At 57.1% G+C, this 25,499-nt stretch carries 17 protein-coding genes, 6 tRNA genes, 3 pseudogenes and 2 riboswitches; of the genes and pseudogenes, 24 read left to right on the plus strand and 2 right to left on the minus strand.

Annotated elements, in window-relative coordinates; genetic code table 11:
- Positions 1 to 174: 174 nt before the first annotated feature.
- From AT984_RS04195 to AT984_RS04265, 14 genes are all read left to right on the plus strand, one after another.
- A tRNA-Leu gene (locus AT984_RS04195) sits at positions 175 to 261 on the plus strand.
- Between the two features lie 23 nt (positions 262 to 284).
- On the plus strand, positions 285 to 1,601 hold the full coding sequence (gene tig, locus AT984_RS04200; protein WP_058719035.1) for a trigger factor: 1,317 nt from the start codon (positions 285 to 287) through the stop codon (positions 1,599 to 1,601).
- A 323-nt stretch (positions 1,602 to 1,924) separates the two neighbouring features.
- Entirely contained in the window at positions 1,925 to 2,533 is a 609-nt protein-coding gene (clpP, locus tag AT984_RS04205; RefSeq protein WP_058719036.1) for an ATP-dependent Clp endopeptidase proteolytic subunit ClpP, read from the plus strand.
- A 118-nt stretch (positions 2,534 to 2,651) separates the two neighbouring features.
- On the plus strand, positions 2,652 to 3,920 hold the full coding sequence (gene clpX / locus AT984_RS04210; RefSeq protein ID WP_058719037.1) for an ATP-dependent Clp protease ATP-binding subunit ClpX: 1,269 nt from the start codon (positions 2,652 to 2,654) through the stop codon (positions 3,918 to 3,920).
- A gap of 122 nt (positions 3,921 to 4,042) precedes the next feature.
- Positions 4,043 to 6,451: an endopeptidase La gene (gene lon, locus AT984_RS04215; RefSeq protein WP_058719038.1), complete on the plus strand. Its 2,409-nt coding sequence runs from the start codon at positions 4,043 to 4,045 to the stop codon at positions 6,449 to 6,451.
- Positions 6,452 to 6,658: 207 nt separating this feature from the next.
- Positions 6,659 to 6,734 (plus strand) — tRNA-Gly (locus tag AT984_RS04220).
- A gap of 75 nt (positions 6,735 to 6,809) precedes the next feature.
- Positions 6,810 to 6,883: transfer RNA gene (locus tag AT984_RS04225), tRNA-Cys, on the plus strand.
- Positions 6,884 to 6,893: 10 nt separating this feature from the next.
- Positions 6,894 to 6,969, plus strand: a tRNA-Gly gene (locus AT984_RS04230).
- Positions 6,970 to 7,034: 65 nt separating this feature from the next.
- A tRNA-Gly gene (locus tag AT984_RS04235) sits at positions 7,035 to 7,110 on the plus strand.
- Between the two features lie 209 nt (positions 7,111 to 7,319).
- A tRNA-Leu gene (locus tag AT984_RS04240) sits at positions 7,320 to 7,406 on the plus strand.
- Between the two features lie 344 nt (positions 7,407 to 7,750).
- Positions 7,751 to 8,869 (plus strand): integrase, encoded by a 1,119-nt coding sequence (locus tag AT984_RS04245; protein WP_231741514.1) that lies wholly within the window; start codon positions 7,751 to 7,753, stop codon positions 8,867 to 8,869.
- Positions 8,870 to 8,930: 61 nt separating this feature from the next.
- On the plus strand, positions 8,931 to 10,703 hold the full coding sequence (locus tag AT984_RS04250; RefSeq protein ID WP_156421886.1) for a hypothetical protein: 1,773 nt from the start codon (positions 8,931 to 8,933) through the stop codon (positions 10,701 to 10,703).
- 19 nt (positions 10,704 to 10,722) lie between these two features.
- The gene (locus AT984_RS04255; RefSeq protein ID WP_231741515.1) at positions 10,723 to 12,633 is read left to right on the plus strand and encodes a hypothetical protein; all 1,911 of its coding nucleotides are present in this window, start codon (positions 10,723 to 10,725) and stop codon (positions 12,631 to 12,633) included.
- A 175-nt stretch (positions 12,634 to 12,808) separates the two neighbouring features.
- A protein-coding gene (locus tag AT984_RS04265) for an IS3 family transposase (protein WP_442952163.1) occupies positions 12,809 to 13,935 on the plus strand; the annotation gives its coding sequence in 2 pieces (ribosomal slippage) (positions 12,809 to 13,052 and positions 13,052 to 13,935; 1,128 coding nt in all).
- Here AT984_RS04265 and AT984_RS04270 read toward each other — a convergent pair.
- A complete protein-coding gene (locus AT984_RS04270) occupies positions 13,928 to 14,563 on the minus strand; it encodes an ArsR family transcriptional regulator (protein WP_156421888.1) in 636 nt (211 codons plus the stop codon). The two genes, AT984_RS04265 and AT984_RS04270, sit on opposite strands and share 8 nt — an antisense overlap.
- Before the next feature lie 401 nt (positions 14,564 to 14,964).
- Positions 14,965 to 15,068, plus strand: a riboswitch (cyclic di-GMP riboswitch).
- Between the two features lie 235 nt (positions 15,069 to 15,303).
- Between AT984_RS04270 and AT984_RS04280 the strand changes: the two genes are divergently transcribed.
- The 5 genes and pseudogenes from AT984_RS04280 (at position 15,304) to AT984_RS04290 (ending at position 18,740) form a co-directional block, all read left to right on the plus strand.
- A complete protein-coding gene (locus AT984_RS04280; protein ID WP_197418241.1) occupies positions 15,304 to 16,011 on the plus strand; it encodes a biotin/lipoyl-binding protein in 708 nt (235 codons plus the stop codon).
- Positions 16,012 to 16,429: 418 nt separating this feature from the next.
- Complete coding sequence (locus AT984_RS23410; protein ID WP_231741516.1) at positions 16,430 to 16,855, plus strand: hypothetical protein; 426 nt, start codon at positions 16,430 to 16,432, stop codon at positions 16,853 to 16,855.
- Positions 16,839 to 16,922, plus strand: coding sequence for a cysteine peptidase family C39 domain-containing protein (locus AT984_RS23920; protein WP_442952183.1), 84 nt, complete (start codon positions 16,839 to 16,841; stop codon positions 16,920 to 16,922). The genes AT984_RS23410 and AT984_RS23920 overlap by 17 nt, the downstream gene beginning before the upstream one ends.
- 21 nt (positions 16,923 to 16,943) lie before the next feature.
- Positions 16,944 to 17,165, plus strand: a pseudogene (locus AT984_RS04285) (IS6 family transposase); the annotation flags it as partial.
- 609 nt (positions 17,166 to 17,774) lie between these two features.
- Positions 17,775 to 18,740 carry an IS5 family transposase gene (locus AT984_RS04290; protein WP_058719045.1) on the plus strand — a complete coding sequence of 322 codons (966 nt, stop codon included), beginning with the start codon at positions 17,775 to 17,777 and terminating at the stop codon, positions 18,738 to 18,740.
- A 126-nt stretch (positions 18,741 to 18,866) separates the two neighbouring features.
- Here AT984_RS04290 and AT984_RS23415 read toward each other — a convergent pair.
- Positions 18,867 to 19,390 (minus strand): annotated as a pseudogene (locus AT984_RS23415) (transposase); the annotation flags it as partial.
- 278 nt (positions 19,391 to 19,668) lie between these two features.
- Positions 19,669 to 19,772, plus strand: a riboswitch (cyclic di-GMP riboswitch).
- A 283-nt stretch (positions 19,773 to 20,055) separates the two neighbouring features.
- Here AT984_RS23415 and AT984_RS23925 point away from each other — a divergent pair.
- The 5 genes and pseudogenes from AT984_RS23925 to AT984_RS04310 all read left to right on the plus strand — a co-directional run.
- Positions 20,056 to 20,139: pseudogene (locus AT984_RS23925) on the plus strand (biotin/lipoyl-binding protein); the annotation flags it as partial.
- Between the two features lie 87 nt (positions 20,140 to 20,226).
- Positions 20,227 to 21,126, plus strand: a complete 900-nt coding sequence (locus AT984_RS04300) for an HlyD family secretion protein (protein WP_231741517.1) — start codon at positions 20,227 to 20,229, stop codon at positions 21,124 to 21,126.
- Positions 21,127 to 21,196: 70 nt separating this feature from the next.
- Entirely contained in the window at positions 21,197 to 21,562 is a 366-nt protein-coding gene (locus AT984_RS22805; protein ID WP_156421890.1) for a hypothetical protein, read from the plus strand.
- A 588-nt stretch (positions 21,563 to 22,150) separates the two neighbouring features.
- Positions 22,151 to 23,302 (plus strand): hypothetical protein, encoded by a 1,152-nt coding sequence (locus AT984_RS22810; RefSeq protein ID WP_197418242.1) that lies wholly within the window; start codon positions 22,151 to 22,153, stop codon positions 23,300 to 23,302.
- 29 nt (positions 23,303 to 23,331) lie between these two features.
- Positions 23,332 to 25,458 (plus strand): peptidase domain-containing ABC transporter, encoded by a 2,127-nt coding sequence (locus tag AT984_RS04310; RefSeq protein ID WP_156421892.1) that lies wholly within the window; start codon positions 23,332 to 23,334, stop codon positions 25,456 to 25,458.
- Positions 25,459 to 25,499: the final 41 nt, after the last annotated feature.

Consider the following 25,499-nt stretch of genomic DNA (forward strand, 5'->3'; position numbering starts at 1 on the left):
CCAAGAAAGCGGGCTGACGCAGATTTCCGACCCGGGGTTTCACCGGGTCGCGAAAATCGGCTCCGCAAGTGGCTACAATCCACGGTTTGCCGAAATGCCGCAGGCTTGCTCGGTTGTGTTGGTGCCAGAAGTCTGGCGCCAATCAGCCGGAAGAGCGGGCCTGAAATCCTTCTAGCGCGGGTGGCGAAATTGGTAGACGCACCAGGTTTAGGTCCTGACGCCTTCACCGGCGTGCCGGTTCGAGTCCGGCCCCGCGCACCAGATAACTTTGTATTGAGTCAACTATGGCTGTCACCGTCGAAACCCTCGAAAAGCTCGAACGCCGCATCACGCTCACGCTGGCGGCTGCTGACATCAACAGCGAAGTCGAGCAACGTCTGAAGAAACTCGCTCGCACCGTCAAGGCCGATGGCTTCCGCCCCGGCAAGGTGCCGATGAGCGTGGTCACACAACGTTATGGCTACTCCGTCCAGTACGAAGTCATGAACGACAAGCTGGGTGAGGCCTTCTCGGCCGCCGCCAACGAAGCCGCGCTGCGCGTGGCCGGCGCCCCCCGCATCGCCCAGAAGGACGAGTCGCCTGAAGGCCAGATGGCTTTCGACGCCACGTTCGAGGTCTACCCGGAAGTCAAGATCGGTGATCTGGCTAACGCCGACGTCGAGCGCGTTGTCAGCGAAGTGACCGAAGAAGCCATCGACAAGACGGTTGAGATCCTGCGCAAGCAGCGTCGCAGCTTCGCCCAGCGCGGCGCAGCCGATGTGGCCGGCGACACCGATCGCGTCACCATCGACTTCGAAGGTAAGCTCGATGGCGAGCCCTTCCAAGGCGGCAAGGCCGAAGGCTTCCAATTCATCATCGGCGAAGGCCAGATGCTGGAAGCGTTCGAGAAGGCCGTGCGCGGCATGAAGGCTGGCGATTCCAAGACCTTCCCGTTGGCGTTCCCTGAGGATTACCACGGCAAGGACGTCGCTGGTAAGGAAGCCGACTTCCTGGTCACGGTCAAGAAGATCGAGTCCCAGCATCTGCCGGAAGTGAACGAGGCTTTTGCCAAGTCCCTGGGCATCACCGACGCCAGCGTTGAAGGCCTGCGCGCCGACATCAAGAAGAACCTCGAGCGCGAAGTCAAGTTCCGCGTGCTGGCTCGCAACAAGGGCGCCGTGATGGACGCTCTGGTCGCTGCCGCTGAACTCGACGTGCCCAATGCCCTGATCGCCGGTGAGACCGAGCGCATGGTGGCTGCGGCCCGTGAAGACCTGAAGAAGCGTGGCGTGAAGGATGCTGACAAGGCGCCGATCCCCGAAGAAATCTTCCGCCCGCAAGCCGAGCGTCGCGTGCGCCTGGGTCTGGTGGTGGGTGAGTTGGTTCGCTCCAACAACCTGCAAGCCAAGCCTGAGCAACTGCAAGCCCATATCGAAGACCTGGCTCAGAGCTACGAGAAGCCCGCCGAAGTCGTGCGCTGGTACCTCAGCGACCGCAATCGCCTGGCCGAAGTGGAGGCCGTTGTGGTTGAAAACAACGTCACCGACTTCGTGTTGGCCAAGGCCAAGGTCAGCGACAAGGCTCTGCCTTTCGACGAACTGATGGCTCAACAAGCCAACTGATCCTCACCCGATCATCAGCTTGAAGAGAGCGCCGTACCGCAAGGGCGGCGCTTTTTGCTTTTTGGCTCGGAACTCTTGTCCGGTTTTTTCGGCGGAGGGCGGCGAGCTGATTTGGGCTCGGGGCAGGGCGCCGATGGCAACTAGCAACGCAGGGCTTGACCCCGCGGTATTGCGCGCATTGGCGCTTGTGCCCAGGGCTCGGTTTCGGGCTCAGCTGAATCGTGCCAAGTTGCGGATAAGCTCCAAATTCAAAGGGTCAGGTCTTGTGGCGACATAATCAGCCCCAACACCTGATCCATAGAGACTTTCTTCAGAGGACCTACATGAGCGCGCTGGAAATCAACAATCTGGGCATGGTGCCCATCGTCATCGAACAGTCGGGCCGCGGCGAGCGTGCCTACGACATCTACAGCCGCCTGCTGCGCGAGCGCATTATTTTCTTGGTGGGCCCCGTCAATGACGCGGTCGCCAACCTGGTGGTGGCGCAAATGTTGTTCCTCGAGAGCGAGAACCCGGACAAGGACATCTTCTTGTACATCAACTCGCCCGGCGGCAGCGTCTCGGCCGGCATGTCCATCTTTGACACCATGAACTTCATCAAGCCCGAGGTCTCGACCTTGTGCATGGGCATGGCCGCCAGCATGGGCGCCTTCTTGCTGGCTGCGGGTGCCAAGGGCAAGCGCTTTGCGCTGCCCAATGCCAAGGTGATGATTCACCAGCCGCTGGGTGGCACACAGGGCCAGGCCACGGACATCGAGATTCATGCGCGCGAGATTCTCAAAACTCGTGAACAACTCAACCGCATCCTGGCTGAGCGTTCGGGCCAGACCCTGGAGAAAATCCAGGCCGACACCGAGCGTGACTACTACATGTCCGCCGCCGAAGCGCAGGCCTACGGGCTGGTTGATGGTGTGCTTGAGAAGCGCCCCTGATCCGCTGAATTGCCGCTTCTAACAGCGAGCGTAAGGGGGCCCTTTTCAAGCTAAGGGCCCCGTATGCGTTTGAACTATCATCACAGCAGGCATTAACGCCTGAAAGACAAGCAGATCCATGGCCGAGAAAAAAGGCAACTCCAGCGAAAAAGTCCTGTACTGCTCCTTCTGCGGCAAGAGCCAGCATGAAGTGAAGAAGTTGATTGCTGGCCCGTCGGTATTCATTTGTGATGAATGCATCGAGCTGTGCAACGACATCGTGCGCGACGAAGTGCCTGCCGACACGCCGGCGGCGCGCGCCAGCAAGTCGGACTTGCCCGTGCCCAGCGAGATCAAGGCCAGCCTTGACCAGTATGTGATTGGCCAGGATGTTGCCAAGCGCACGCTGTCGGTGGCGGTTTACAACCACTACAAGCGCCTGCGCCATATGGCTGGCACCAAGGACTCGGTTGAGTTGGCCAAGAGCAATATTCTCTTGATCGGCCCCACCGGTTCCGGCAAGACCTTGTTGGCTCAGACGCTGGCCCGCCTGCTCAACGTGCCGTTTGTGATCGCCGATGCGACCACCCTGACCGAGGCGGGTTATGTCGGTGAGGATGTTGAAAACATCATCCAGAAGCTGCTGCAGAACTGCAATTACGACGTCGAGCGCGCCCAGCGCGGCATCGTCTACATCGACGAAATCGACAAGATCTCCCGCAAGGCCGACAACCCCTCCATCACCCGCGATGTGTCGGGCGAAGGCGTGCAGCAAGCCTTGCTGAAGCTGGTGGAAGGCACGATGGCCTCGGTGCCCCCGCAGGGCGGCCGCAAGCACCCGAATCAGGACTTCTTGCAGATCGACACGACCAATATCTTGTTCATCTGCGGCGGTGCGTTTGATGGCCTGGAGAAGGTCATCCAGAACCGTTCCGAGAAAACCGGCATTGGCTTCGGTGCCTCGGTGAAGAGCAAGGACGAGCGTCGCGTGTCCGAGATCTTCCGCGAGGTGGAGCCGGCCGACTTGATCAAGTTCGGCATCATCCCCGAACTGGTGGGCCGACTGCCTGTGGTGGCGACCTTGGGCGAGTTGACCGAAGACGCGCTGATTCAGATCCTGACCGAGCCCAAGAACGCCCTGGTGAAGCAGTACCAGCAATTGTTCGCGATGGACGGCGTGGAGTTGGAGATTCGTCCCTCGGCCCTGACCGCTATTGCCAAGAAGGCGCTGGCGCGCAAGATCGGCGCACGTGGCCTGCGCTCCATCATGGAGCTCTCGCTGATCGACACCATGTTCGAGCTGCCCGCGCTGGACGGCGTGGCCAAAGTGGTGCTGGATGAGCACACCATCGACGAGAACGCCAAACCTCTGCTGGTTTACCGAGAGCAAGCCAAGGCCAGCGCCTAAGCATCAATCAACCAATCTATCTAGCCCCGAATGAACAGGTGAATCACCGCCTGTTCTGTTTTGTTCGGCGTCTTGCAATTGCCCGCTCAGCCCGCAGCTAGGGCTGAGAAAGAGAGGTTTACATGTCTGGTCATCCCGTTCTGCCTGCGGAACTCATCACGCTGCCGCTCTTGCCCTTGCGCGATGTGGTGGTGTTCCCGCATATGGTGATCCCGCTGTTCGTGGGGCGCCCGAAGTCCATCAAGGCCCTGGAAGCGGCGATGGAAGCTGGCCGTCAAATTATGCTGGTGGCACAGAAAGCCGCCGGCAAGGATGAGCCCAAGTCGGACGATATGTTTGAAGTGGGTTGCGTCTCCAGCATCCTGCAAATGCTCAAGCTGCCCGACGGCACCGTCAAGGTGTTGGTGGAAGGCCTGCAGCGCGCCACCACGCAAACCATCACCGACGGCGAGGAACACTTCGTCGCCGAGGTCATGCCCATCCCGCCCGAGCCGGACACCAAGCCCGAGATCGAGGCCCTGCGCCGCGCCGTGACGCAGCAGTTTGACCAGTACGTCAAGCTGAACAAAAAGATTCCTCCCGAGATCCTGACCTCCATCGGTGGCATCGATGACGCCGGTCGTCTGGCCGACACCATTGCTGCGCATCTGCCGCTCAAGCTCGACGCCAAGCAATCGGTGCTGAACTTGTCCGAGGTCGGCAAGCGTCTGGAGACGCTGCTGGATCTGCTGGAGCATGAGGTCGACATCCTGCAGGTGGAAAAGCGCATCCGTGGCCGCGTCAAGCGCCAGATGGAAAAGAGCCAGCGCGAGTATTACCTCAACGAGCAGGTCAAGGCGATCCAGAAGGAACTGGGCGACGGCGAAGAAGGTGCTGATCTGGAAGAGCTGGATAAGAAGATCCAGGCCGCCAAGATGCCCAAGGACGCCCGCAAAAAGGCCGATGGCGAGCTGAAGAAGCTCAAGCTGATGTCGCCGATGTCGGCCGAGGCCACCGTGGTTCGCAACTACATCGAGACCTTGGTCAATCTGCCCTGGAGCAAGAAGACCAAGATCAAGCACGATCTGGTCAACGCCGCTCAAGTGCTGGACGAAGATCATTACGGTCTTGACCGGGTCAAGGACCGCATCCTTGAGTACCTCGCGGTGCAAACCCGCGTGGACAAGGTCAAGGCGCCGATTCTTTGCCTGGTCGGCCCTCCGGGCGTGGGCAAGACCTCGCTGGGGCAGTCCGTGGCGCGCGCCACCGGCCGCAAGTTCGTGCGCATGGCCTTGGGTGGCGTGCGTGACGAAGCCGAGATTCGTGGCCACCGCCGCACCTATATCGGCTCCATGCCGGGCAAGGTGCTGCAGAGCTTGTCCAAGGTCGGCACGCGCAATCCGCTGTTCCTGCTGGACGAGATCGACAAGCTGGGCATGGACTTCCGTGGCGACCCGTCTTCGGCCCTGCTGGAAGTGCTGGACCCCGAGCAGAACCACACCTTTGGCGACCATTATGTGGAGGTCGACTTCGACCTGTCCGACGTGATGTTCATCGCCACTTCGAACTCGATGAATATTCCGCCAGCGCTGCTGGACCGGATGGAAGTGATCCGCCTGTCGGGTTACACCGAGGACGAGAAGGTCAATATCGCTCAGCGCTACTTGTTGCCCAAGCAGTGCAAGAACAACGGCGTGCTGGACTCGGAGATGGAAGTCACCGAATCCGCCATCCGCGGCATCATTCGCTACTACACACGCGAAGCCGGCGTGCGCTCGCTGGAACGCGAAGTCTCCAAGATCTGCCGTAAGGTGGTGAAGGGCATCGCGCTCAAGACGATCGAGGGCAAGGCCGTCGTCACCGAAGACAATCTGAACGACTTCCTGGGCGTGCGCAAGTACGACTTCGGCCGCGCCGAGAAGAAGAATCAGGTCGGCCAAGTGGTGGGTCTGGCTTGGACCGAAGTGGGTGGCGATCTGCTGACCATTGAAGCCACGGCCATGCCGGGCAAGGGCAATATCATCCGCACCGGCTCGCTGGGCGATGTGATGAAGGAATCGGTCGAGGCTGCTCGCACGGTGGTTCGTTCACGCGCCCGCCGCTTAGGCATCAAGGACGAGCTCTTTGAGAAGCGCGATGTGCACGTCCACGTGCCTGACGGCGCCACGCCCAAGGATGGCCCCAGTGCAGGTGCAGCCATGACCACGGCCTTTGTGTCGGCTCTGACGGGCATTCCCGTGCGCGCTGATGTGGCCATGACGGGTGAGATCACCTTGCGCGGGGAAGTCACTGCCATCGGCGGCTTGAAAGAGAAGCTGTTGGCGGCTCACCGCGGCGGCATCAAGACGGTGATGATTCCCGAGGACAACGTCAAGGACTTGCAAGACATCCCCGAGAACGTCAAGAACCAGCTTGAGATCGTGCCGGTGCGTTGGATCGACCGGGTGCTGGAAGTGGCCCTGGAATCCATGCCTCAGCCCCTGCCGGATGAAGAGCCCGCCGTGGCGGCCAAGCCCGGTGATGTGGTGGCCGCGCCTGCGGCTACACATTGATCTCGGTTTGAGGTTCGAGCCGGGTTGAAGTGGAGAGATTGAAAGATTTTTGAAGAAATCTCTCAAAAGCTTGCAAAGGCACTTAAATCCGGCATACAATCTTGGTCTTGCTTCGAAACGCGCAAGTTTGTAAATAAGTCAAAAACTTCGGTTCTTGATAAATCAGCAAATACTACGCGGGAAGAAGTGAGGTGTCGTCAAGACAATGCGGGAATAGCTCAGTTGGTAGAGCGCAACCTTGCCAAGGTTGAGGTCGCGAGTTCGAGTCTCGTTTCCCGCTCCAAAATTTGAAAGAAAGGAAGCTCAGGCTTCCTTTTTTAGTCCGGGTTTCACCAAGACCCAGACTAACAGTTCTTAAGGCGCGATAGCAAAGCGGTTATGCCCCGGATTGCAAATCCGGTTAGTCCAGTTCGACTCTGGATCGCGCCTCCAAGAAATCACTGCGGGAATAGCTCAGTTGGTAGAGCGCAACCTTGCCAAGGTTGAGGTCGCGAGTTCGAGTCTCGTTTCCCGCTCCAGAGAAATCTGGGGAATTTTTAGTACCAAGCATGGCAGTGAGTCGCAAGTCTCATTGACCGGCAATGCGGGAATAGCTCAGTTGGTAGAGCGCAACCTTGCCAAGGTTGAGGTCGCGAGTTCGAGTCTCGTTTCCCGCTCCAAATACGAAAAGGGAAGCCATACGGCTTCCCTTTTTCAGTTGGAAAATCAGCTTTGCGATGCGGTGATAATCTCGCGCAAAGCACGCCCGCCCGGGTGGTGAAATTGGTAGACGCAGCGGACTTAAAATCCGCTATCCGGCTGTTATTGCTTAGTTGACGAGATTCGGCTGAATCCATAGTATGTACACATCATCATTGATGTGTCCGTTGCCGGCGTGGCGAAATTGGTATACGCAAGGGACTTAAAATCCCTCTTCTTTGCGGAAATGCGGGTTCAAGTCCCGCCGCCGGCACCACGGATGCGGCCTTTGTCGTGTCTATCGAAGCGCAGTCGACCTCAGTCTTCACGCTCCCCAGGCTAAGGCTGACGGTAGCGTCGGACCGAGCCGGTCCGGGTTGTTTGCCGGTCGATCACTGGCACGGGGGGAGGCATGTCAAGTACTGGCGTGCTCCGTGGAACCATAGCCAGGCACGCTGGACCTCGTTTGCGACGTTTCCTTTAGTTCTTGGCAGCGATGGCGCCCCCTGGGCGCCCGCGTGTCTATGGCTTATTGAGCGAGCGCGCGCCAAGCCGCTAGGCATAGCGTCTCTGAGACCAGTTGCCCAGGATCTGGCGGCCTACAAGGCATATCTCGACGAGGTGGCCTTGGAGTGGGATGATTTCTCAGCCATCGATAAGTATCTGCGCCCTACGTATTTTTTCCGCACCCATTTGATTGAGCAGATCAACGCTCGTGAACTCGCGCCGAACACCGCAAAGCGGCGCATGTCGAACGTAGTTGGCCTCTACCGTTTCCTGATGACGGACCCGCGCCTGGGATTCGCGCCAGCGAATGCGCCGTGGGTCGACAGGAGCGTTGGCATTCGATACCGGGATTCGACGGGCTTCAATCAAGTCGCGCAGGTTACGACGACCGACGTTTCAATCAAGGCCCCGAGGCGTGAGGACGCCTGGGACGAGACCATTGATGACGGCGCCAAGCTCCGTCCGCTGTCAGTCGAAGAGCAGAAGGCTTTGATTGCCGCGCTCAAGCGGTTGGACAACCTGGTGTGCAATCTGATGCATCTGGTCGCGCTATTCTCGGGGGCTCGGGAAATGACCGTGCTAACGCTGCGTGTGCGAGATTTTGTTCGCCCATCGAGTGAAGTCAGGCAATGGCCCTACAAGCTACGCTGCGGGCCAGGTACCGGCATCGATACCAAGCGCGACATCACGGGCGTGTATCTCACGATGGGGCGTGAGCTGTATGAGATGTTGCACGCCTACGCAGTGTCGGAGCAGGCCCGCAGGCGACGCAGTCGATCTCAGTTGGGTGAAGATCCCTTTAACTACCTTTTCCTCACGCAGCATGGGCAGCCCTACTACGAGTCGAAGGAGGATCGGAACGTCTTGCGTGATACCGGCATGCCGTTGCGGCGTTCGGCGAGGGATGGCAGACGCCTGCGCGAGTTCATAGAATCCGCAGTTATCCCTGAAGTTCGCAAGACCTTGCCGAGCTTCCAGTATCGGTTTCACGACCTGCGCGCAACATTCGGCATGAACTGGGTCGATCACGCAACACGCGTTGATGGTTCAGAAGGTGTTGAAGCATCCCGCTCAAGCTACCTCCTGGCACGGGAACAACTGCGTAAGCTCATGTGGCACAAGAATTCGCGCACGACTGACAACTATCTGGAGTACCGGGAACGAGTACATCACATTGAGCGTGCCCAGGCTGGCTGGGGCAGTCACCTAATTGGCTTTCTCCAGGGACTGTGAAGTGGCCGTGCCAAGAGTCGCTTCGCGAGCCCCGGGCTGGATGCAGAACAGGCCAAGCCTTGTGGCGACCTTCGCTTCCGTCAAGTTCCCCTTCGATCTGCCGCCCGAGATTCTTGTGCCGGAGCGTACCGTGCTTGATCTTGCAGATCGGCTGCGGGCCCACATACACCTCTGGTGCTATCTGCGCCGCAAGTCGGGCCGTGGCGGCAGCGCCATGTTCGACTGCTCTTCACTGTCGTCGGCCCGAGTTGCTGTGATGCCGGCTGTGCTTGACCGCCTGTCGAAGTGGTGCCGGCACGACAACGCCCGCCCGGCCTCAGTCGATGGTCGCCTCAAGTGTTTATCGAGTTTCCTCGCCTGGGCAGACCAGGCCGAACACCATGGGCAGTTCGAGCGGGTGCTGAGCGACCCCGAGATCGCGTTTCAGGCGCTTCGGGACTACCACTCCTACCTACGCGCGCGTCTGCAGAGCCATCAACTATTGCCCGGCAGCGTGGCGAAGCGCGATCACAACGCGATCGCCTGTTTGTCGGTGATTCATGACCGCAACTACCTGGACCGTCTTGAGCCGCTAGCCTACCGGCAGTGGGTCGGTACAGCTGCTCCGGTAGATGACGCTGTGCAAGCTTTTGTGTCGATGGTGCAGGCAGTCTTTGATTCCGCAGCAGGGATAGTGCTGCGCGAGATCGCGGGCGAAAACTCCCTTGGATCGGCACGGTGTTTGCACCTGTCTGCGGGGGGCGACCCGCGCATCTACGAGCTGCCCGAGTGCTACACAGACGCCCGTGTAATGGACTTGGCGTGCGTCGCTTTCGCAGTCCTTGTACTAGCTGACTCGGGCGCGAATCTCTCGGTGCTGCAGGGCTTTGAGGAGCCCGAGGACTTGAACGACCAGTTGTCGCAACCCGACAAGGTGAGCCTGAGGTACCGGGCAGTCAAGTTCCGTGCTGGCGGCCAACTCGTACCAGTGCACTTGACCGCCCTAACGGCGACGCGGTTGCCGACGTACCTGCGTATTCGCAAGCGGTTCATAGAGCACCTCGGCTGCGACGACATCGGCCCGCTGTACGTGCAGGGCGGGTACAGCGATGTGTACTCACAGCTCCGCAGCGTGATCAGCCCAACTTCCGTCCAACCGCTCGCACGCTATTTCCTTCAAAGCCTTCGCAAGAAGTTCTCGTCGATTGGTGCGAAGCTGCCGCCGGTGACGCTGCGGCAGTTGCGCGCCTACAAGCAGCAGCACCTTGTACGCCGCGAAACAGTCGCGGTGGCGGCGGCGGTCATGGGGCACAGTGTGGAGACGGCTGTACGTGCCTACTGCAAGGCGCAGGAGGGCTTGCGTGCGGTCGAGCTGGGGCAGTATCTCGGCTCCCTGGAGAAGACCATCCTTGCGAGCTCTGCTGGCAATCTGGCGTCATCTGCCACTGAGTCCGTTCCGGCGGGAGCTTGTGCGGACTATGGCAATCCCTCTCCGTTCCGCTCTACTCTGCAGGTACAGCCTGACTGCAACAAGGTCGAGGGCTGCTTCTTCTGCGACAACTACCGCCTGCACGCCGATGAGGTGGACTTGCGCAAACTGATGTCTTGCCGCGCGGCGCTCAAACGTATCGTCCCGCTTCAGTTCGACTCGGTCATAGTTGAGCGTGTTTATCTTGCTATCGTCGATCGCATCGATGCCCTTCTGGGAGAGATCCGGCTGCGAGTGCCTAAGATCTATGAAGATGTGCGATACGACGTCGACGAGGGCGGCAACTTGACTAGCTACTGGTCGTCGAAACTGCAGCAGCTGCATCTGCTGGGGATGCTGTCCGACCGCTCGGGTGAAGCGTTGTGAACAGCGGGGGGGCTGGAGCATGATTAGCCCCGACCTGCGTCTCACCATGCCCTCCGCTTCGCTTGTTGGCACCTTCCCGGCCTATTTCCCCGCCGAGACAATTGTCAGCCGCGATGCGGAGGGGAGGGTGGTTTCGCGCTACGGAGATGTCTCCTGGAATCTCACCAGCATGAGTGCCGACGGCACGTCAGCGCTCATGCTGCACTTCCTAGCTGCTGGGGGCTCGACCGGCCCCGAGCTGGCTGCTCGCATACGTGAGCAGCACAAGGCGTTGATGTGGCTCTATATCGACGCAGGTAAAGTCCGAGCGCCAATGAGCATCAGGATTGCGAACTATGCGATTGCCGCTTGGTGGGGCAAGGCCAGCCACCGCGGCGTGGATCTATTCACGCTGCTTACGAACCCAAAGTGGGTCTCCGAGGATTCGGAATCTCTGACCACCTCTTACATCGAACTGATGCCAGGTTTGATACAGACACTCTGGCGCCACAGCGAGGCGCTGGGTCTGGAGCCAGGAATCGAACTCAAAGCGCTTAGGCAGGCGCTGCGCTCGACGACGGATGCGCGCCCCGATTCCCGCCAGACACCTCTTATCCCCTCTCGCGTCTACTGCGGCATCCTTGCGGGATTGGCTGCGCACATGGATCTGGTCGAACGCGATATCGATGTGCTCCTCAATGCATATCACTGCAGCATGGCAGCGTCCCGGGCTATTCCCATCGGGGCTTCGCCATCGAAGCGAAAGACCTACCGCGCCAAGGCGCTAGCCGACGTGATAGCGACTCTGCGACCTCTTGGCTATGACCCTGCTTCGATGGTGTCGCTCGAACACTACATAGCCGGACGCATCAGTGAATGCCAGGTTGGGCTAATGCTCAATGTCGCAGCCTTCAGCGGCATGCGGAAAGGTGAAGTTTTCACCCTTCCGCTGCAGGGATGCATCCGTACATTTGAGCACCTAGGCGCGACACATTACGAGCTCCACGGCTTTACCCAAAAGCTGAACAACGGTCAGAAGACACCGGCCTCCTGGATTACGAGTCGCCAGGGGGGGCGGGCCGTCGAACTGGCAAAGCGCATTGCCCGGACTATCCTGGCCGAAACGAAGGCTCTCCCAAACGGCAGTCAGCAGGCCCTTCTCTTCCCCTCGACTGCGAGCCCATTCAGATGCAAGAACGGCCAAACCCTAGTTGCTGCCTTTGCCCTGCTGCGCAATCGCTTGTGCCCATTGGTCGAGCAGGCGGACATCGACGAACTTGACAGGTTGGAGCTGGAACGAGACTGGCAGCGTGACGATATAAAGGTAGGCAACCGCTGGCCGCTGGCCTTCCACCAGTTACGACGAAGCTTGGCGGTTTACGCCCACCGTTCTGGCATGGTGACCTTGCCTGCACTTAAGGCGCAGCTACAACACATCACGCAGGAGATGACGTCCTACTACGCTGACGGCTACTCACGCGCCATCAACCTGGTCTTTGATAAGGATCACTTCAGCCACGAATGGAGTGCTTCTAAGACGGAGAGTAGCTACTTCGGCTACATCCTCGGCTTGCTGTTCTCCGACGAGAACTTCTTTGGTGGCGTGGGTGTGCAGCGGATGTCGGGCGTTCTGGAATCACGTAGCCGCGCGGCTACTCTTAGGCTGTTCACGGAGAAAAAACTCGCCTTTCGTGAAACCGTACTGGGTGGCTGTGTCTCGACGGAGGAATGCAAGGTCCAGCCGCTGGAGCCCATCCCATACGACTGCCTGGAGTCCAACTGCCCAAACATGGTGGTCTTCTCCAAGAGGCTGCAGGCAGTCGTGCGGTCTCAGAAAACGTTAGTGCTCACCCTGGAGCGAGAGATGTGCGGAAGCGTCGAGCATCGGCTTGAGGCGCGACATCTGGAGGTGCTTCTCAAGGCGCAAGCTCATCTGGAGGGAGGTAGTTAATGAGCGCTAAGAGTCAGGTGGGCAAGTACTTCGAAGCTCTTGGACGATTGAAGGCGTTGGGAGCGACAATCAATAGCGATGCAGTAGCCCTGGAGGCTGGCTCCGGTTGACCTGCACCCTCCCAGCCGTACCAGCGTAATGGAGAGGAAGTCCATCAACCAGGAGAATGATGGACATGAAGAAGAGCAGATTCACCGAGGAACAAATCATTGGGTTCCTGAAGCAGGCCGAGGCCGGCATGCCGATCAAGGAGCTGTGCCGGCAAGGCGGCTTCAGCGACGCCACGTTCTACAAGTGGCGGGCCAAGTACGGCGGCATGCAGGCCACGGATGCCAAGCGACTGCGCGAGCTCGAAGGCGAGAACGCCAAGCTCAAGCGCCTGCTGGCAGAGGCCCACCTGGACATCCACGCGCTCAAGGACGTCTTCGGCGTAAAGCCCTAGCCCCGCAGGTCAGGCGCGACGCGGCGACCCAGATGATTGCCCAGCACCATCTGTCCGAACGCCGCGCGTGCCGCCTGGTGGGGCTCTCCAGAGACAGCTATCGCAACCCGCCCGTGGTCGATGAGGCCACGCAGCAACTCAGCGCCAAGATCGTCGAGATCGCACAGGTGCGGCGCCGCTTCGGCTATCGCCGCATCCATGACCTGCTGCGCCCACAGTTCCCTGGCGTCAATCACAAGCGCGTCTATCGGTTGTACAGCCAGTCGCAGTTGGCGGTGCGCAAGCGCAAGAAGATCAGACGGGCAGCCAGCGAGCGCGTTCCGCTCACCGTGCCGACCCGAGTCAATGAGGTGTGGAGCATGGACTTCGTTTCCGACAGCCTGGCCAATGGCCGGCGTATCAAGTGCCTGACTGTGGCCGACGACTTCACGCACGAGTGTGTGGACATCGCCGTGGACTACGGCATCTCGGGCCAGTACGTGACGCGGTTGCTGGACCGGGCCGCGATCTTCAGGGGCTACCCTGCGGCGGTGAGAACCGACAACGGGCCGGAGTTCACCTGCCGGGCCTTCATCGCTTGGGCGCAAGCTCACGACGTGCGGCACATCCTCATCCAGCCAGGGCGGCCCATGCAGAACGGCTACATCGAGAGCTTCAACGGCAAGTTCCGCGACGAGTGCTTGAACGAGCACTGGTTCCAGACGCTGCCGCAGGCGCGCTCGGAGATCGCCATCTGGCGGCAGGACTACAACGAGGTGAGGCCGCACAGCAGCCTGGGTCGGATACCGCCGGCTGAGTTCGCGCAGCGCCACCGCACCAAGAACCAGGCGCCACCGGCTACACGCAACGAGATCAAGTAACCTTCAACCGGGACTTCCGCATGGCTGGTACGGCGGGAGGGGGCAGGTCATGAGGAGTGTCCAGCACCATCTCCTGCGTCTCGCGTGGATAGGCCACCACAAACATCTGCCGGCTATAGGCCAAACGAAAGTGCGCGACTTTGACGGTTTGCACGACGCCGTCAATGTCCACCTGCTCCTGGCTCCAGTCAAATTGGCAGGCGTCTCCCGGCACGAACACCAGCGGCACGAATGCGCCCTTGATGCTTGGCGCCAACTGCGCGGACTTCCATTGCTTCACGCAACGCTGCACGCTGTCATAGGCCCCGCGATAGCCTTCGCTCTGCAAGCCTTCAAACAAACGCTTGGCTGTGCGCCGCTGAGCCTTGGGCAGGTGGCGCTCGGTTTGCAGCCAACTCTCCAGCGTGGCTTGAAAGCAGCCCAGCTTGGGCGCAGGCTGATGCTGGCGAACATAACCCAGCGCTTCAATAGTTTGTAGATGCTTGCGCACCGTGGGCTGCGACAAGTTCAGATCCCGCGCGATGGAGCTGATGCTCTCCTTGCTGACCAAATGCCGCCGCCGGATCTCGGCAATAACTTCCATGTTTAACACCCCAGATTCCCCGGCGAAAACGCCGGATGGTTGCACACCCCAGGGTGGAAACTATTGGACGCTGTTTACCCCGGGAATCTGGAAAGTTTTGCACGCTGTTTCAGAATGAGTGCGTCTGCAACGCGGAAAACCACAGGACCCCGGCCTGAATTCGGTCGCCAAGGACCGCCTGCTCATCAAATCGCGGCCCATGGCGAGTACATGCGCACCAGATGCTGCGAGCTGTCGTCACCCAAGCTCGGATTTACCGGTTTTGAACACCATCCCTAGCACAGAGTCTGGTGGATTGCTACCCCTGCAAGATGGGGGAGTGCGAGTTCGTGATTTTGCCGTTAGATTTGTCATACGGTCAGCAGTTCATGAGCAAAGTCATGGAGTGCCAGCAAAGTTGCTTCGGCTTCTTTGCGATCAGGACAAGGCTCATACCCAAATGGGGAGGGCCTGAATCGCAAACCCGGCGCGAGCCGGCGACGCAAAGCCTCCGGTGTTGGAGGGTTCCGTTTTAAACACGGGACCTTCGCAAGATAGCGGGGTTGCCGGTCTGAGTTCCTCAGGTCGTCATCAAGCTCAGCGTTAGTCGGCCCGCCTTCGAATCCTTTGAGGGTTCAGAGAGCATGGCTTTGACGCAAGCGTTGTTCAGGCAAGAAGTGATGCAGGCCAGCCAAGCTCAATGGCTCGGCAGTATTCGCATCGGCCGCCCACCCAGCTTTGCCTGGGTCACCGGCTTGTCACTTTGCATGGCAGTGGCCTTGGTGAGCTACGCCATCTGGGGTGAAGTGACCCGCAAGGCCAAGCTGCCAGGCCTGCTGATGCCGACAGCGGGCATGCTGACCGTCAGCGCCCCACAAGTCGGGGTTGTGACTGAGTTGCTGGTCAAGGAAGGTGAGTTGGTCGCAGCGGGTCAGCCGGTGATTCGGCTGCGAAGCGATCGCACCACATCGCTGGGTGATGCAGCAATCCTCAACGCCCAGGCCTTGGCTCAGCGCCGGCAAACGCTAGAAACCGAACGGCTACTGACGCAACAGCAGCAACGTCAACGACAGCAAGCGCTCAATGATCGACTGCGCAGCTTATCCGCCGAAGAACGTCAGGCTCAGGCTGAGCTGGAAACCAACCGTTTGCGAGCTGGCCTGGCGGCTAAGAGTCTGACCCGCTACGTCGAATTAGAGAAAGACAGCTTTGTCTCGGCCGTGCAATTGCAGCAGAAGCAAGAAGAACTACTGGATGTGCAACTTCGTGAGCGCAACGCCGAGCGAAGCTTGGCCGCTCTGCAGCGCGACATTCAGGCAACCAAAGCAGAACTGCTCAACAACGAAACCAGTAGCAGCACCAGTCTGGCTCAAGTCGATCGTGGGCTGGCTAGCCTCAGCCAGGAATTCACTGAAAACGATGCACGTGGTGGACTAAGGATGGTGTTCAAAACCGGTAAAGCCGAGCTGTCGTCACCCCAGCTCGGCTTTACCGGTTTTGAACACCATCCCTAAAAATGTAGACGAATATTTGAAGAATATCCTTGTTTCTAAGGTTATTGGGTAAAGTTAGCCGTTTCTAGATTTTTTAAAGGTCGTACAATGCGAATTATAGCTCCTGAAGAAATTTCATCTGTCTCTGGTGGCGAGTTCGAGTGTGTTTTTCAACGTTTTTCTGATGATGGTGGTAGTGCCGGCGGTGGTGGATATGTTTCGTGTTGGGATTCAAGTATAGGAGTGTCATTCACCTTTACCGTTCAAGTCCTGTCAAATAATAGTACACAAATCACCGGCTACGCGAATGTCAATGGACAGACTGCGACCTATACGACCAACTCTGCGCAACAACTTGGCGCATTTGTATTGGGAGCAGGAGTCACTGCAACAGTAGTCGGACTTGGTGGCGGCGCCACGTTAGCTGGGGCAGTTGGCCTTGCAGCGAAAACAGGCTATTCACAACTCTGGGGCATGGGGAATCAACGGCCTCGGATTCCTCAGCCGCCTAGCTATTAACTTTTTGCATCAACTTGTGAGGTTGAATATCGACATTGCAAGTTTTTATAGGTTTTATATGCGATACTTGTTTCCAGCTTTGATGGGTGTTATTGATTTTGTTGTCGTTGGGTTGGTTGCGTTGTTTTTTAGTAGGTTATTCAGGCGGAGGAATTCATCAAGAAGGCTTGCCTCATTTTCGTATTTGTGGTTATTTATTTTGCTAGTGGGGGTGGGTATGATCGCTATTGGTGGGGCGGTTTACGGGGATCATTTAATTGAATTGGGTTCGTCTCTGGTTTGTCTTGGAGTATTTTCTGGATTTTCAAAGCTACTCAAGAAGAAGAGTGATGATTCTCCAGTCTGAATCCAGCGAATGCGCACTCGCAGCCCTTGCTATGATCTGCAGTGCACATGGGGTTCTGTCGCATTAAGCGTTTGAGACAATGGCCGCCATGGACGATTTCCACAAAGTCGCAATCAACGCCGCCCTTCGCCGAGTGCTCAAGCGCATGCACTTTCCGCTGGAAATCATGATGACTTGCGTGCGCTGGTACGCGGCTTATCCATTGAGCTTTCGCCACCTGGAGGAAATGATGTCCGAGCGCGGCGTGTCGGTCGATCATGCGACGGTCCATCGCTGGGCGGTCAAGATGTTGCCGGTGTTGGCCAAGTCTTCCGTCAACGCAAACACCAGGTCGAGACCGCTGCATAACCCGTTCCGCAAACTCGCGCACCTCAGCGGCAGCCGTTGGGCTAGCTCGCCGAGCAAATTCTATTTTGGAAGACTTGCTCGAAAGGCACTCGCCCTTTTTTAACGTGCGGCATGCCAATTTCTTGCGCCACAAAGGGCGAGGCTGCGCTTCAATTCTGAAAATTGACTAGAAACTTGTCATTAATTTTTGCCAACCACTTTTTCAGCCGACCCTGAAAAACTTCATCATTATTTTTGTAATTACCCCATGTTATTTCTGGTGACTTTGGGGGAAATATGCCCGGGCAAGCGGAGGACCCGATTGACATTCCTCCTATTTTTACTTTCAAAGGACTTATATGCGAAACCTAGCAGGCTGCTGGAATACTGTTTTTATGCTGCCCGTGGCAAAAGTTCGACCTCATAGAACGGCCTACAAGCCATTTTTCTGAGCCTAGCAAGGGGTAGATGACCATCGGAAGTGTCAATTTTCCAGTTGTCGGGAGGTATTTCAGCAGCCTGCTAGGGATGGTGTTCAAAACCCGCACTTGTCCCGGTGGTGTCGAGGCGTGAAGGTTAGAAGAATTTCGGCATGAAGCAAGACGATCTTGGCCTGGAATTGAGCAAGAGGAAAACACGCAAGCGCGTGTTTCTCGACGAGATGGAACGCGTGGTGCCGTGGGGCGAATTGCTGGCTGTGATTACGCCCCACGCGCCGGTGGCGAAGACCGGAAGGCCGCCATTTGAGCTGCAGACGATGCTGAGGATTCACTTCATGCAGCAGTGGTTTGGCTTGAGCGACATGGCCATGGAAGAGGCGCTGTTCGATGTGGCGCTGTACCGGGAGTTCGCGGGCCTGGGCCGAATGAGCCGGATGCCTGATCGTGTCAGCATCCTGCGCTTTCGGCACCTGCTGGAGAAGCACGAGCTGAGCCAGAAAATGCTCGAGGAGGTGAATGCCACGCTGGCAGCCAAGGGGCTGATGCTCAAGGAAGGCACGGCGGTCGACGCCGCGCTGATTGCCGCGCCGAGTTCGACCAAGAACAAGGACGGCAAGCGCGACCCCGAGATGCATCAAACCAAGAAGGGCAACCAATGGCACTTTGGCATGAAGGCACACATCGGCGTCGATGCTGAATCCGGGCTGGTGCACACGGTCGTGGGCACGGCGGCCAACGTCAGCGATGTGACCCAAGCACACGCGCTGGTGCATGGCCAAGAGAGCGATGTCTTCGCCGATGCCGGCTACCAGGGCGCCGACAAGCGCGACGATGCCAAGGACATTCAGGCCTCCTGGCACGTGGCCATGCGGCCCGGCAAGCGGCGCGCGCTGGACAAGACGCGCGCCAGCCATCAGCTCATCGACCAACTGGAGAAGCTCAAGGCCAGCATTCGAGCCAAGGTCGAACACCCGTTCCGCGTGGTCAAGCGCCAGTTCGGCCATGTGAAGGTACGCTATCGCGGCCTGGCCAAGAACACGGCGCAACTGGTCACGCTGTTTGCGCTGAGCAATCTGTGGATGGCCAGGAAACGGATATTGCAGGCGGCGCAGGCATGAGTGCGTCTGCAACGCGCAAAACCACAGGACCCCGGCCTGAATTCGGTCGCCAAGGACCGCATGTTCTGTTGGCGCCGACCGAATATTGAGCCACCGGGGATGCGGACAAAAACTTGGACTGGTTAACACCCGCCAGACCCGCTTGTGGTTCCATGGCCGACCATCCAGGCGCAGACGGTCAAAGCACTTCCAGAATCCCCAGCGACCGTTGCGCTCGACGATGCCGTTGAGCGCATCAATGACCTCGGCATCCTTCTCCTGTGGCAACGGTGGCACCTTGTAGTACGCCGCCCGTGACAAGCCCGCGGCGTGGCAGGCTCGCGTGATCGACAAGCGGTGCTCGGTCACCATGACCTCGACCGCCTGCCGCTTCACGGACGGCGTCAGAATTTTTTTGACAGTACGTCCTTGATCGCGGCATTCTCCAATGCCAAGTCCGCGTACATGCGCTTGAGCCGCGCGTTCTCTGTCTCCAGCTCGCGCATGCGCGTCAGGTCCGACACCGTCGCGCCCGCGTACTTGCACTTCCACGCGTAATACGTCGGCGCGCTGATGGCGTGCTTACGGCACACCTCCGCCACAGGCATGCCTGCCTCGCCTTCTTTGAGGATCGCCACGATCTGGCTCTCCGTGAACTTGCTCTTCCTCATGGGCCTCTTCCTTTCGGGTTGGGCCGCATTCTCTGATTTCAGTTGTCTACTTGGTGGGGGAGCTTACGCGACCTCGCTAAGTTACCGTTCCTTGGATTGAGTGTCGCTTTATCACATGGCGACATATTCTGATACCCCCTCGATGTAGGGCCTACCAAGTTTTCAGTTCGAAAGTTAGATTGCTCGCCAGATCAGCATTTCATGAACAAAGTCATGGATTGCCAACAAAGTTGCATTGGCAGCTTTGGAATCAAGACAAGGCCGACGCCTCTTAGGGCAGGTCTTAATCGCAAACCCGGCGCGAGCCGGCGACGCAAAGCCTCCGGTGTTGGAGGGTTCCGTTTTAAACACGGGACCTTCGCAAGATAGCGGGGTTGCCGGTCTGAGTTCCTCAGGTCGTCATCAAGCTCAGCGTTAGTCGGCCCGCTTTCGAATCCTTTGAGGGTTCAGAGAGCATGGCTTTGACGCAAGCGTTGTTCAGGGAAGAGGTGATGGAGGCCAGCCAAGCTCAATGGCTCGGCAGCATTCGCATTGGCCGGCCACCCAGTTTTGCATGGGTCACCGGTATCTCGCTGAGCATGGCAGTGGCCTTGGTGAGCTACGCCATCTGGGGTGAAGTGACCCGCAAGGCCAAGCTGCCAGGGTTGCTGATGCCGACGGCCGGCATGTTGACTGTGAGTGCGCCGCAGGCTGGCGTCTTGACGGAGGTGCTGGTTCATGAGGGTGAACTGGTGCAAGCCGGGCAGGTGTTGATGCGCTTGAAGAGTGAGCGCAACACTCCCTTGGGCGATGCTGCCACCCTCAACGCCCAAGCCTTGGCCCAACGCCGTGCCAGCTTGGACACCGAACGCTTGTTGACGCAACAGCAGCAACGCCAGCGTCAAGACGCTTTGAATGACCGGCTGCGCAGTCTGGCCGCCGAGGAACGCCAAGCGCAAGGCGAGCTGGATGCAAACCGCCTGCGCGCTGACTTGGCCGCCAAGAGCTTGGCCCGTTACACCGAACTAGAGAAAGAAAGCTTTGTCTCCGCCGTGCAATTGCAGCAAAAGCAGGAAGAGTTGCTGGATGTACAACTGCGCGAGCGCAATGCCGAGCGAAGCCTAGCAGCCTTGCAAAGAGGCATTCAAGCCACTCGCGCCGAAATGCTCAACAACGAAACTGCCAGCCACACCAACCTGGCTCAGGTGGATCGCGGACTGGCCAGCCTCAGCCAAGAGACCACAGAAAACGACGCTCGGGGTGGACTGACGCTGATGGCCTCCCAGGCAGGCCGAGTCACTGCGCTCGACATTCACCCTGGTCAAGCTGTGCAAGCAGGTCAAACCTTGCTGAGCTTGGTGCCAGAAAGTAAAGGACACGCAAATTCAGAGTTGGAAGCCCAACTTTACGCCCCCAGCCGAACGGCAGGCTTTGTAAAGCCCGGTCAGTCCGTTTGGCTGCGTTACGCGGCGTACCCCTACCAAAAGTTCGGAATGGCAGAAGGTGCAGTGAAAAGCATCAGCCAGACGCCGATTGCCGCGCAGGATTTACCAGTTGGTCAGGGCCAGGCGCTCATGGCGGCGGCGCAGACAAATGAGCCGCTTTATCGAATCAGCGTGAAGTTAAAAAAGCAAGAAATCAAAACCTATGGCAGCACTCAGGTGCTCAAAGTCGGCATGGCCCTCGAAGCGGATGTGACCCAGGACAAAAGAGCAATCTGGGAATGGATATTAGAGCCGCTACTTACGTTGAAATGAAATCACCAAAGAATACCGCAACCAGAATCGGGAGTCCCGACCGACCTTTCGGGAAATCATTGGAGACCCTATGAGGAAGCTCACCACCGTAGAACTTGATTCAGTTTCTGGAACAGGAACAATCACACTTGAAAACGTCCAGCTAGTTCGCCCTATCGAGCCTACAGGCATAGCCCCCCTGGTGTTGGCAGAATTGCAAAATGAATTCAGAAACTATGACCTATATGAGACCAAAGTATACAGAAAATTAATTATGAGCGAAATTCCGGCATCATGGAATCTAGGTAATGCGCTAGGGCTGAATGGGAGTACCATAAACATCTCAAATTCAAGCATAAAATTATCCGCAGCCTATGATGCGCAAAGCAGACTCTCACATTCAACTACGTGGCAAGAAGTAGAACCCCAGGAACCCAAATCCCTTGATAAAACCTGAAATAGTTGCTCATTAACAACCATTTATATTTCCAGAATATCTGGAGGCGGAATTCCTGACTGCGTCTTCAGGAAAAGGAGAGCTATGAGAAGCGTATCGACACATGAACTAAGCTACGTTAGCGGAGCTGGTAATGGCCTTGACAATGGCACCGTTCTGCTGGTCAAGCCAGTCGAACCAGTTCAATTAGAAAGAGTGGTAATTGAAGGCGTCCGAAGTTTTTGCCCCCCAGGATTTACCTATGGAACAAACACGGATCATACGCTAGTGATGAACGACGTCCCCTCCGCGTGGGAAGTTGAAGGGTCGGGGGGGCTCAACGGTAAAGTTGTTGCTTTTGGAGATGCCAGCTTCAAACTAGCTGTTACATACGACTCAGCCAAACAAACAATGACAGTGTATTGTAAAGCGATTCGACCTGTGCCCCCGCGTGGCACCCAGATTCCTTGAGATGGTCTAAAGGTTGGGCGCCGACGCGCGCCCAATTTTTATAGCCAGGCATGGCCTTAAACAGCCACCAAGTTTCTTAACTGGTAACTAATTGCGATCATGAGACGTTGCATCTTTCTAGTCTTGATCTATTGTTTCTTGATTTCTTGCAATGCGCAAACAATTCAACAAAGCCAACAACTAATTACATACAAAATTAGTGATGGCGTGGGAATTTGGGAGCAGCCCGGCCACAAACTCGGAACTATCCTTTTTGTCCCCGGCAGCGATGGAATGGAGGCTAGTTTTTATTGCTTTAAAAACAATTTTTGTCAATTCAAAGAAGATCGACTTATTGATCCACTCATAGTAACTTTACTAGAGCAGGGTTGGCGCGTCGCAAGTTTCAGTTTTGGCGGGATTAAATCAATACAGAATTGTCTCGCAGAAAATTCACAACAGCTCGAAAAGTGGAAATATATTCAAGAAATTTGCCTACAGAAAAGTGACTTCGAAAAACAAACGCTTATTGACTTTGAATTCGACACGGCAGAGGCTATTCGGCTAATCGAGGAAAGATTTGCAGGCCCCCTTCTTTTGGTCGGCGACTCACTAGGCGGCTTCCTCGCATCAAAAATAATCAGTCAAAAAAGGGCAAAAATCGATGCGTTTATCGGAATAGCCTCACCGACAAAAAGCTTGCAAGATACGATTCTCTATCAAAAGAATTACCCTGCAATATTTCATGCGGTTAATGAACTGATAAGAAGCAACAAACAGGGTCGGATATTCAGTCGCATCGAAATTTACAACACAGCAAAAGCGGCCGATCCAGGAGAAGTCGATGAATTTGAAGCCCAAGTATTGAACGCAATTCAACCCGCTGGCGATAAATACACGAAAGAATTTTTTGATATCGTACAAGGCTGGTTCATCAGTCGAAGAATGGATAAAATGAAATCTACAATGACAGAGGATTGGCCGGAAAATTTAATATTTACAGGGACGGAATATCAAAAACGCAGATATCTACAGTGGAGCACAGACACAACGCCCATTTCTGACCGGTTGAGCACTTTTGAAGGCCCAGTATTTTTTGTGCATGGCAGCTTGGATTGGCTCGCAGAGCCTCCATCAAAGGACCTTTGCAACGAAATATTTCCTAGATCACGATATGCGCCGTGCGAGGTAAGAATTATTGAAAACAGTCTTCACGGGGGCAGAACATCTAACCTTGATGAGGCTTTGCGCTGGACACGGGAAATACTTGAGGTTGTCAATAAATCAGCGCAATGGATAAGCCACAAATAAGCGAGAACCGCGTGACCATTCATTAAATTATGGCTATAAAAGTAGTACTGCAAAGCACCTCGTCAGAATGCGCATTGGCAAGTCTTGCCATGATTAGCTACGCTCACGGGCTAAATCTAGATCTTGCTGAGTTGCGGCGTCGCTTTTCAGTCAGCATCAAAGGTGCCACACTTCAACAACTGATTGCCCATGCGGCAGTGCTAGGCTTTTCCTCGAGACCCATCCGTCTCGAACTAGATGAACTTCATGAGTTACAAACACCCTGCATTCTCCATTGGGATTTAAACCATTTCGTTGTACTCAAGAAGGTCACGCGATCTGGCAAAGCCGTCATAATTTTGGATCCTGCAGTAGGCGAGCGTCGCCTGAGTATGATTGAGGTTTCTCGCCACTTTACTGGCGTGGCTTTGGAGTTGAGCCCAAATGCAGAGTTCAAGTCCCAAGCCCCGGCGAAGCAAGTGTCATTGAGTGCGCTGACAGGAAAAGTTTCAGGCCTTAAACGATCGCTATTCCAAATCTTCGCGGTGACCGTGGTGCTGGAAATGTTTGTGATTGTTGCCCCGCTGTTTAATCAGATGGTAGTTGACGATGTACTAACGTCAGGGGACAGAAACATGCTCGGGGTGCTAGTCATTGGTTTTGGCCTGCTCTTGCTAGTGCAACCGGCGATTGGCTTAGCCCGTTCTTGGATGGTGATGGTTCTAGGCCAAACTCTCTCACTGCAATGGACTGGAAACGTGTTTTCTCACCTGGTGCGTCTGCCAGTCGACTTCTTTGAGAAACGCAACCTCGGCGATATCACGTCGCGATTTGGTTCAGTCGGGGCAATTCAACATACCCTGACCACAGCAGTGATTGAGGCAGTGCTGGACGGTCTAATGGCTTTGGCTGCCTTGGTAATGATGTTGATCTATGCACCAACCTTGTGCGCGTTGACAGTGACCGCTGTCGCAGCCTACGGCCTCCTGCGCTGGGCGGCCTACCGGCCCTTCCGTGACGCAGCCGCCGTGCGCCTGGTGGTCGCCGCCAAAGAGAACACCCATTTTCTGGAAACCCTGCGCGCCATCACCCCGCTCAAACTATTCGGACGGGAAGAAGAGCGCCGCGCCCGTTGGCAGAACCTGATCGTGGATGTGCAAAACCGCGATGTGCGCACGGCCAAGATGAGCATTGGCTTTTCGACGGCCAACACCTTCATCTTCGGGCTGGAGAACTTGCTGGTGCTGTGGCTGGGTGCCAAGCTCATCATGACGGGCCAGCAAGCCGGGACGGTGACGATGACCGTGGGCATGCTGTTCGCCTACCTCAGTTACAAAGGCCAGTTCACCGGCCGAGTATCTGCACTGATCAACTACGCCGTAGAACTCAAGATGCTGGGCCTGCATGCGGAGCGCCTGGCCGACATTGCCTTGGAGCCGCCCGAAAAGGACGACGCGCCTGCCAACGATTTGCCGCACTTGGTGCCCAGCATCGAACTCAAAGACGTCAGTTTCCGTTACGGCGAGGGTGAGCCCTGGATTCTGCGCAATGCCAACTTCCGCGTGGAAGCGGGTGAGAGCGTAGCCGTCACCGGCCCCTCCGGCGCAGGCAAGACGACCCTGCTCAAGATTGCGTTGGGCCTGCTCAAACCCAGCGAGGGCGAGGTCTTGTTCGGTGGCATGCCGGTCCGCCAATTGGGCCTGCAGAACTATCGCCGTCAGATCGGCACGGTGATGCAGGAAGATGCTTTGCTAACGGGCTCACTCAGCGACAACATCGCCTTCTTCGATGTGCAGCCCGATCAGGCCCGAATTCAGGCCTGCGCGGAATTGGCGCAACTTCATGCAGACATTTGCCGCATGCCCATGGGCTACCAGACCTTGGTGGGCGACTTGGGCTCGGGTCTGTCGGGAGGACAGAAACAGCGGCTCTTGCTGGCACGGGCCTTGTACAAGATGCCGCGCATCTTGGCTTTGGACGAAGCGACGAGTCATTTGGATTTGCAGAACGAGCGCGCAGTGACTGCGGCATTGAGCAGTTTGCCTCTGACTCGATTGATCATCGCCCACCGACCGGAAACGATTGCTGGCGCACAGCGGGTGGTGATCGTGCGTGACGCGCAAGTGATGGAACTTGCGAGAGCTGTACCCGCCTCTACTGAAACTTGGCAGGCGTAGTTCTTGACGACCAAACACCCAATGAAGCCCGGCCTTGCGCC

This window comes from Paucibacter sp. KCTC 42545, from assembly GCF_001477625.1.
Lineage (GTDB): Bacteria > Pseudomonadota > Gammaproteobacteria > Burkholderiales > Burkholderiaceae_C > Paucibacter_A.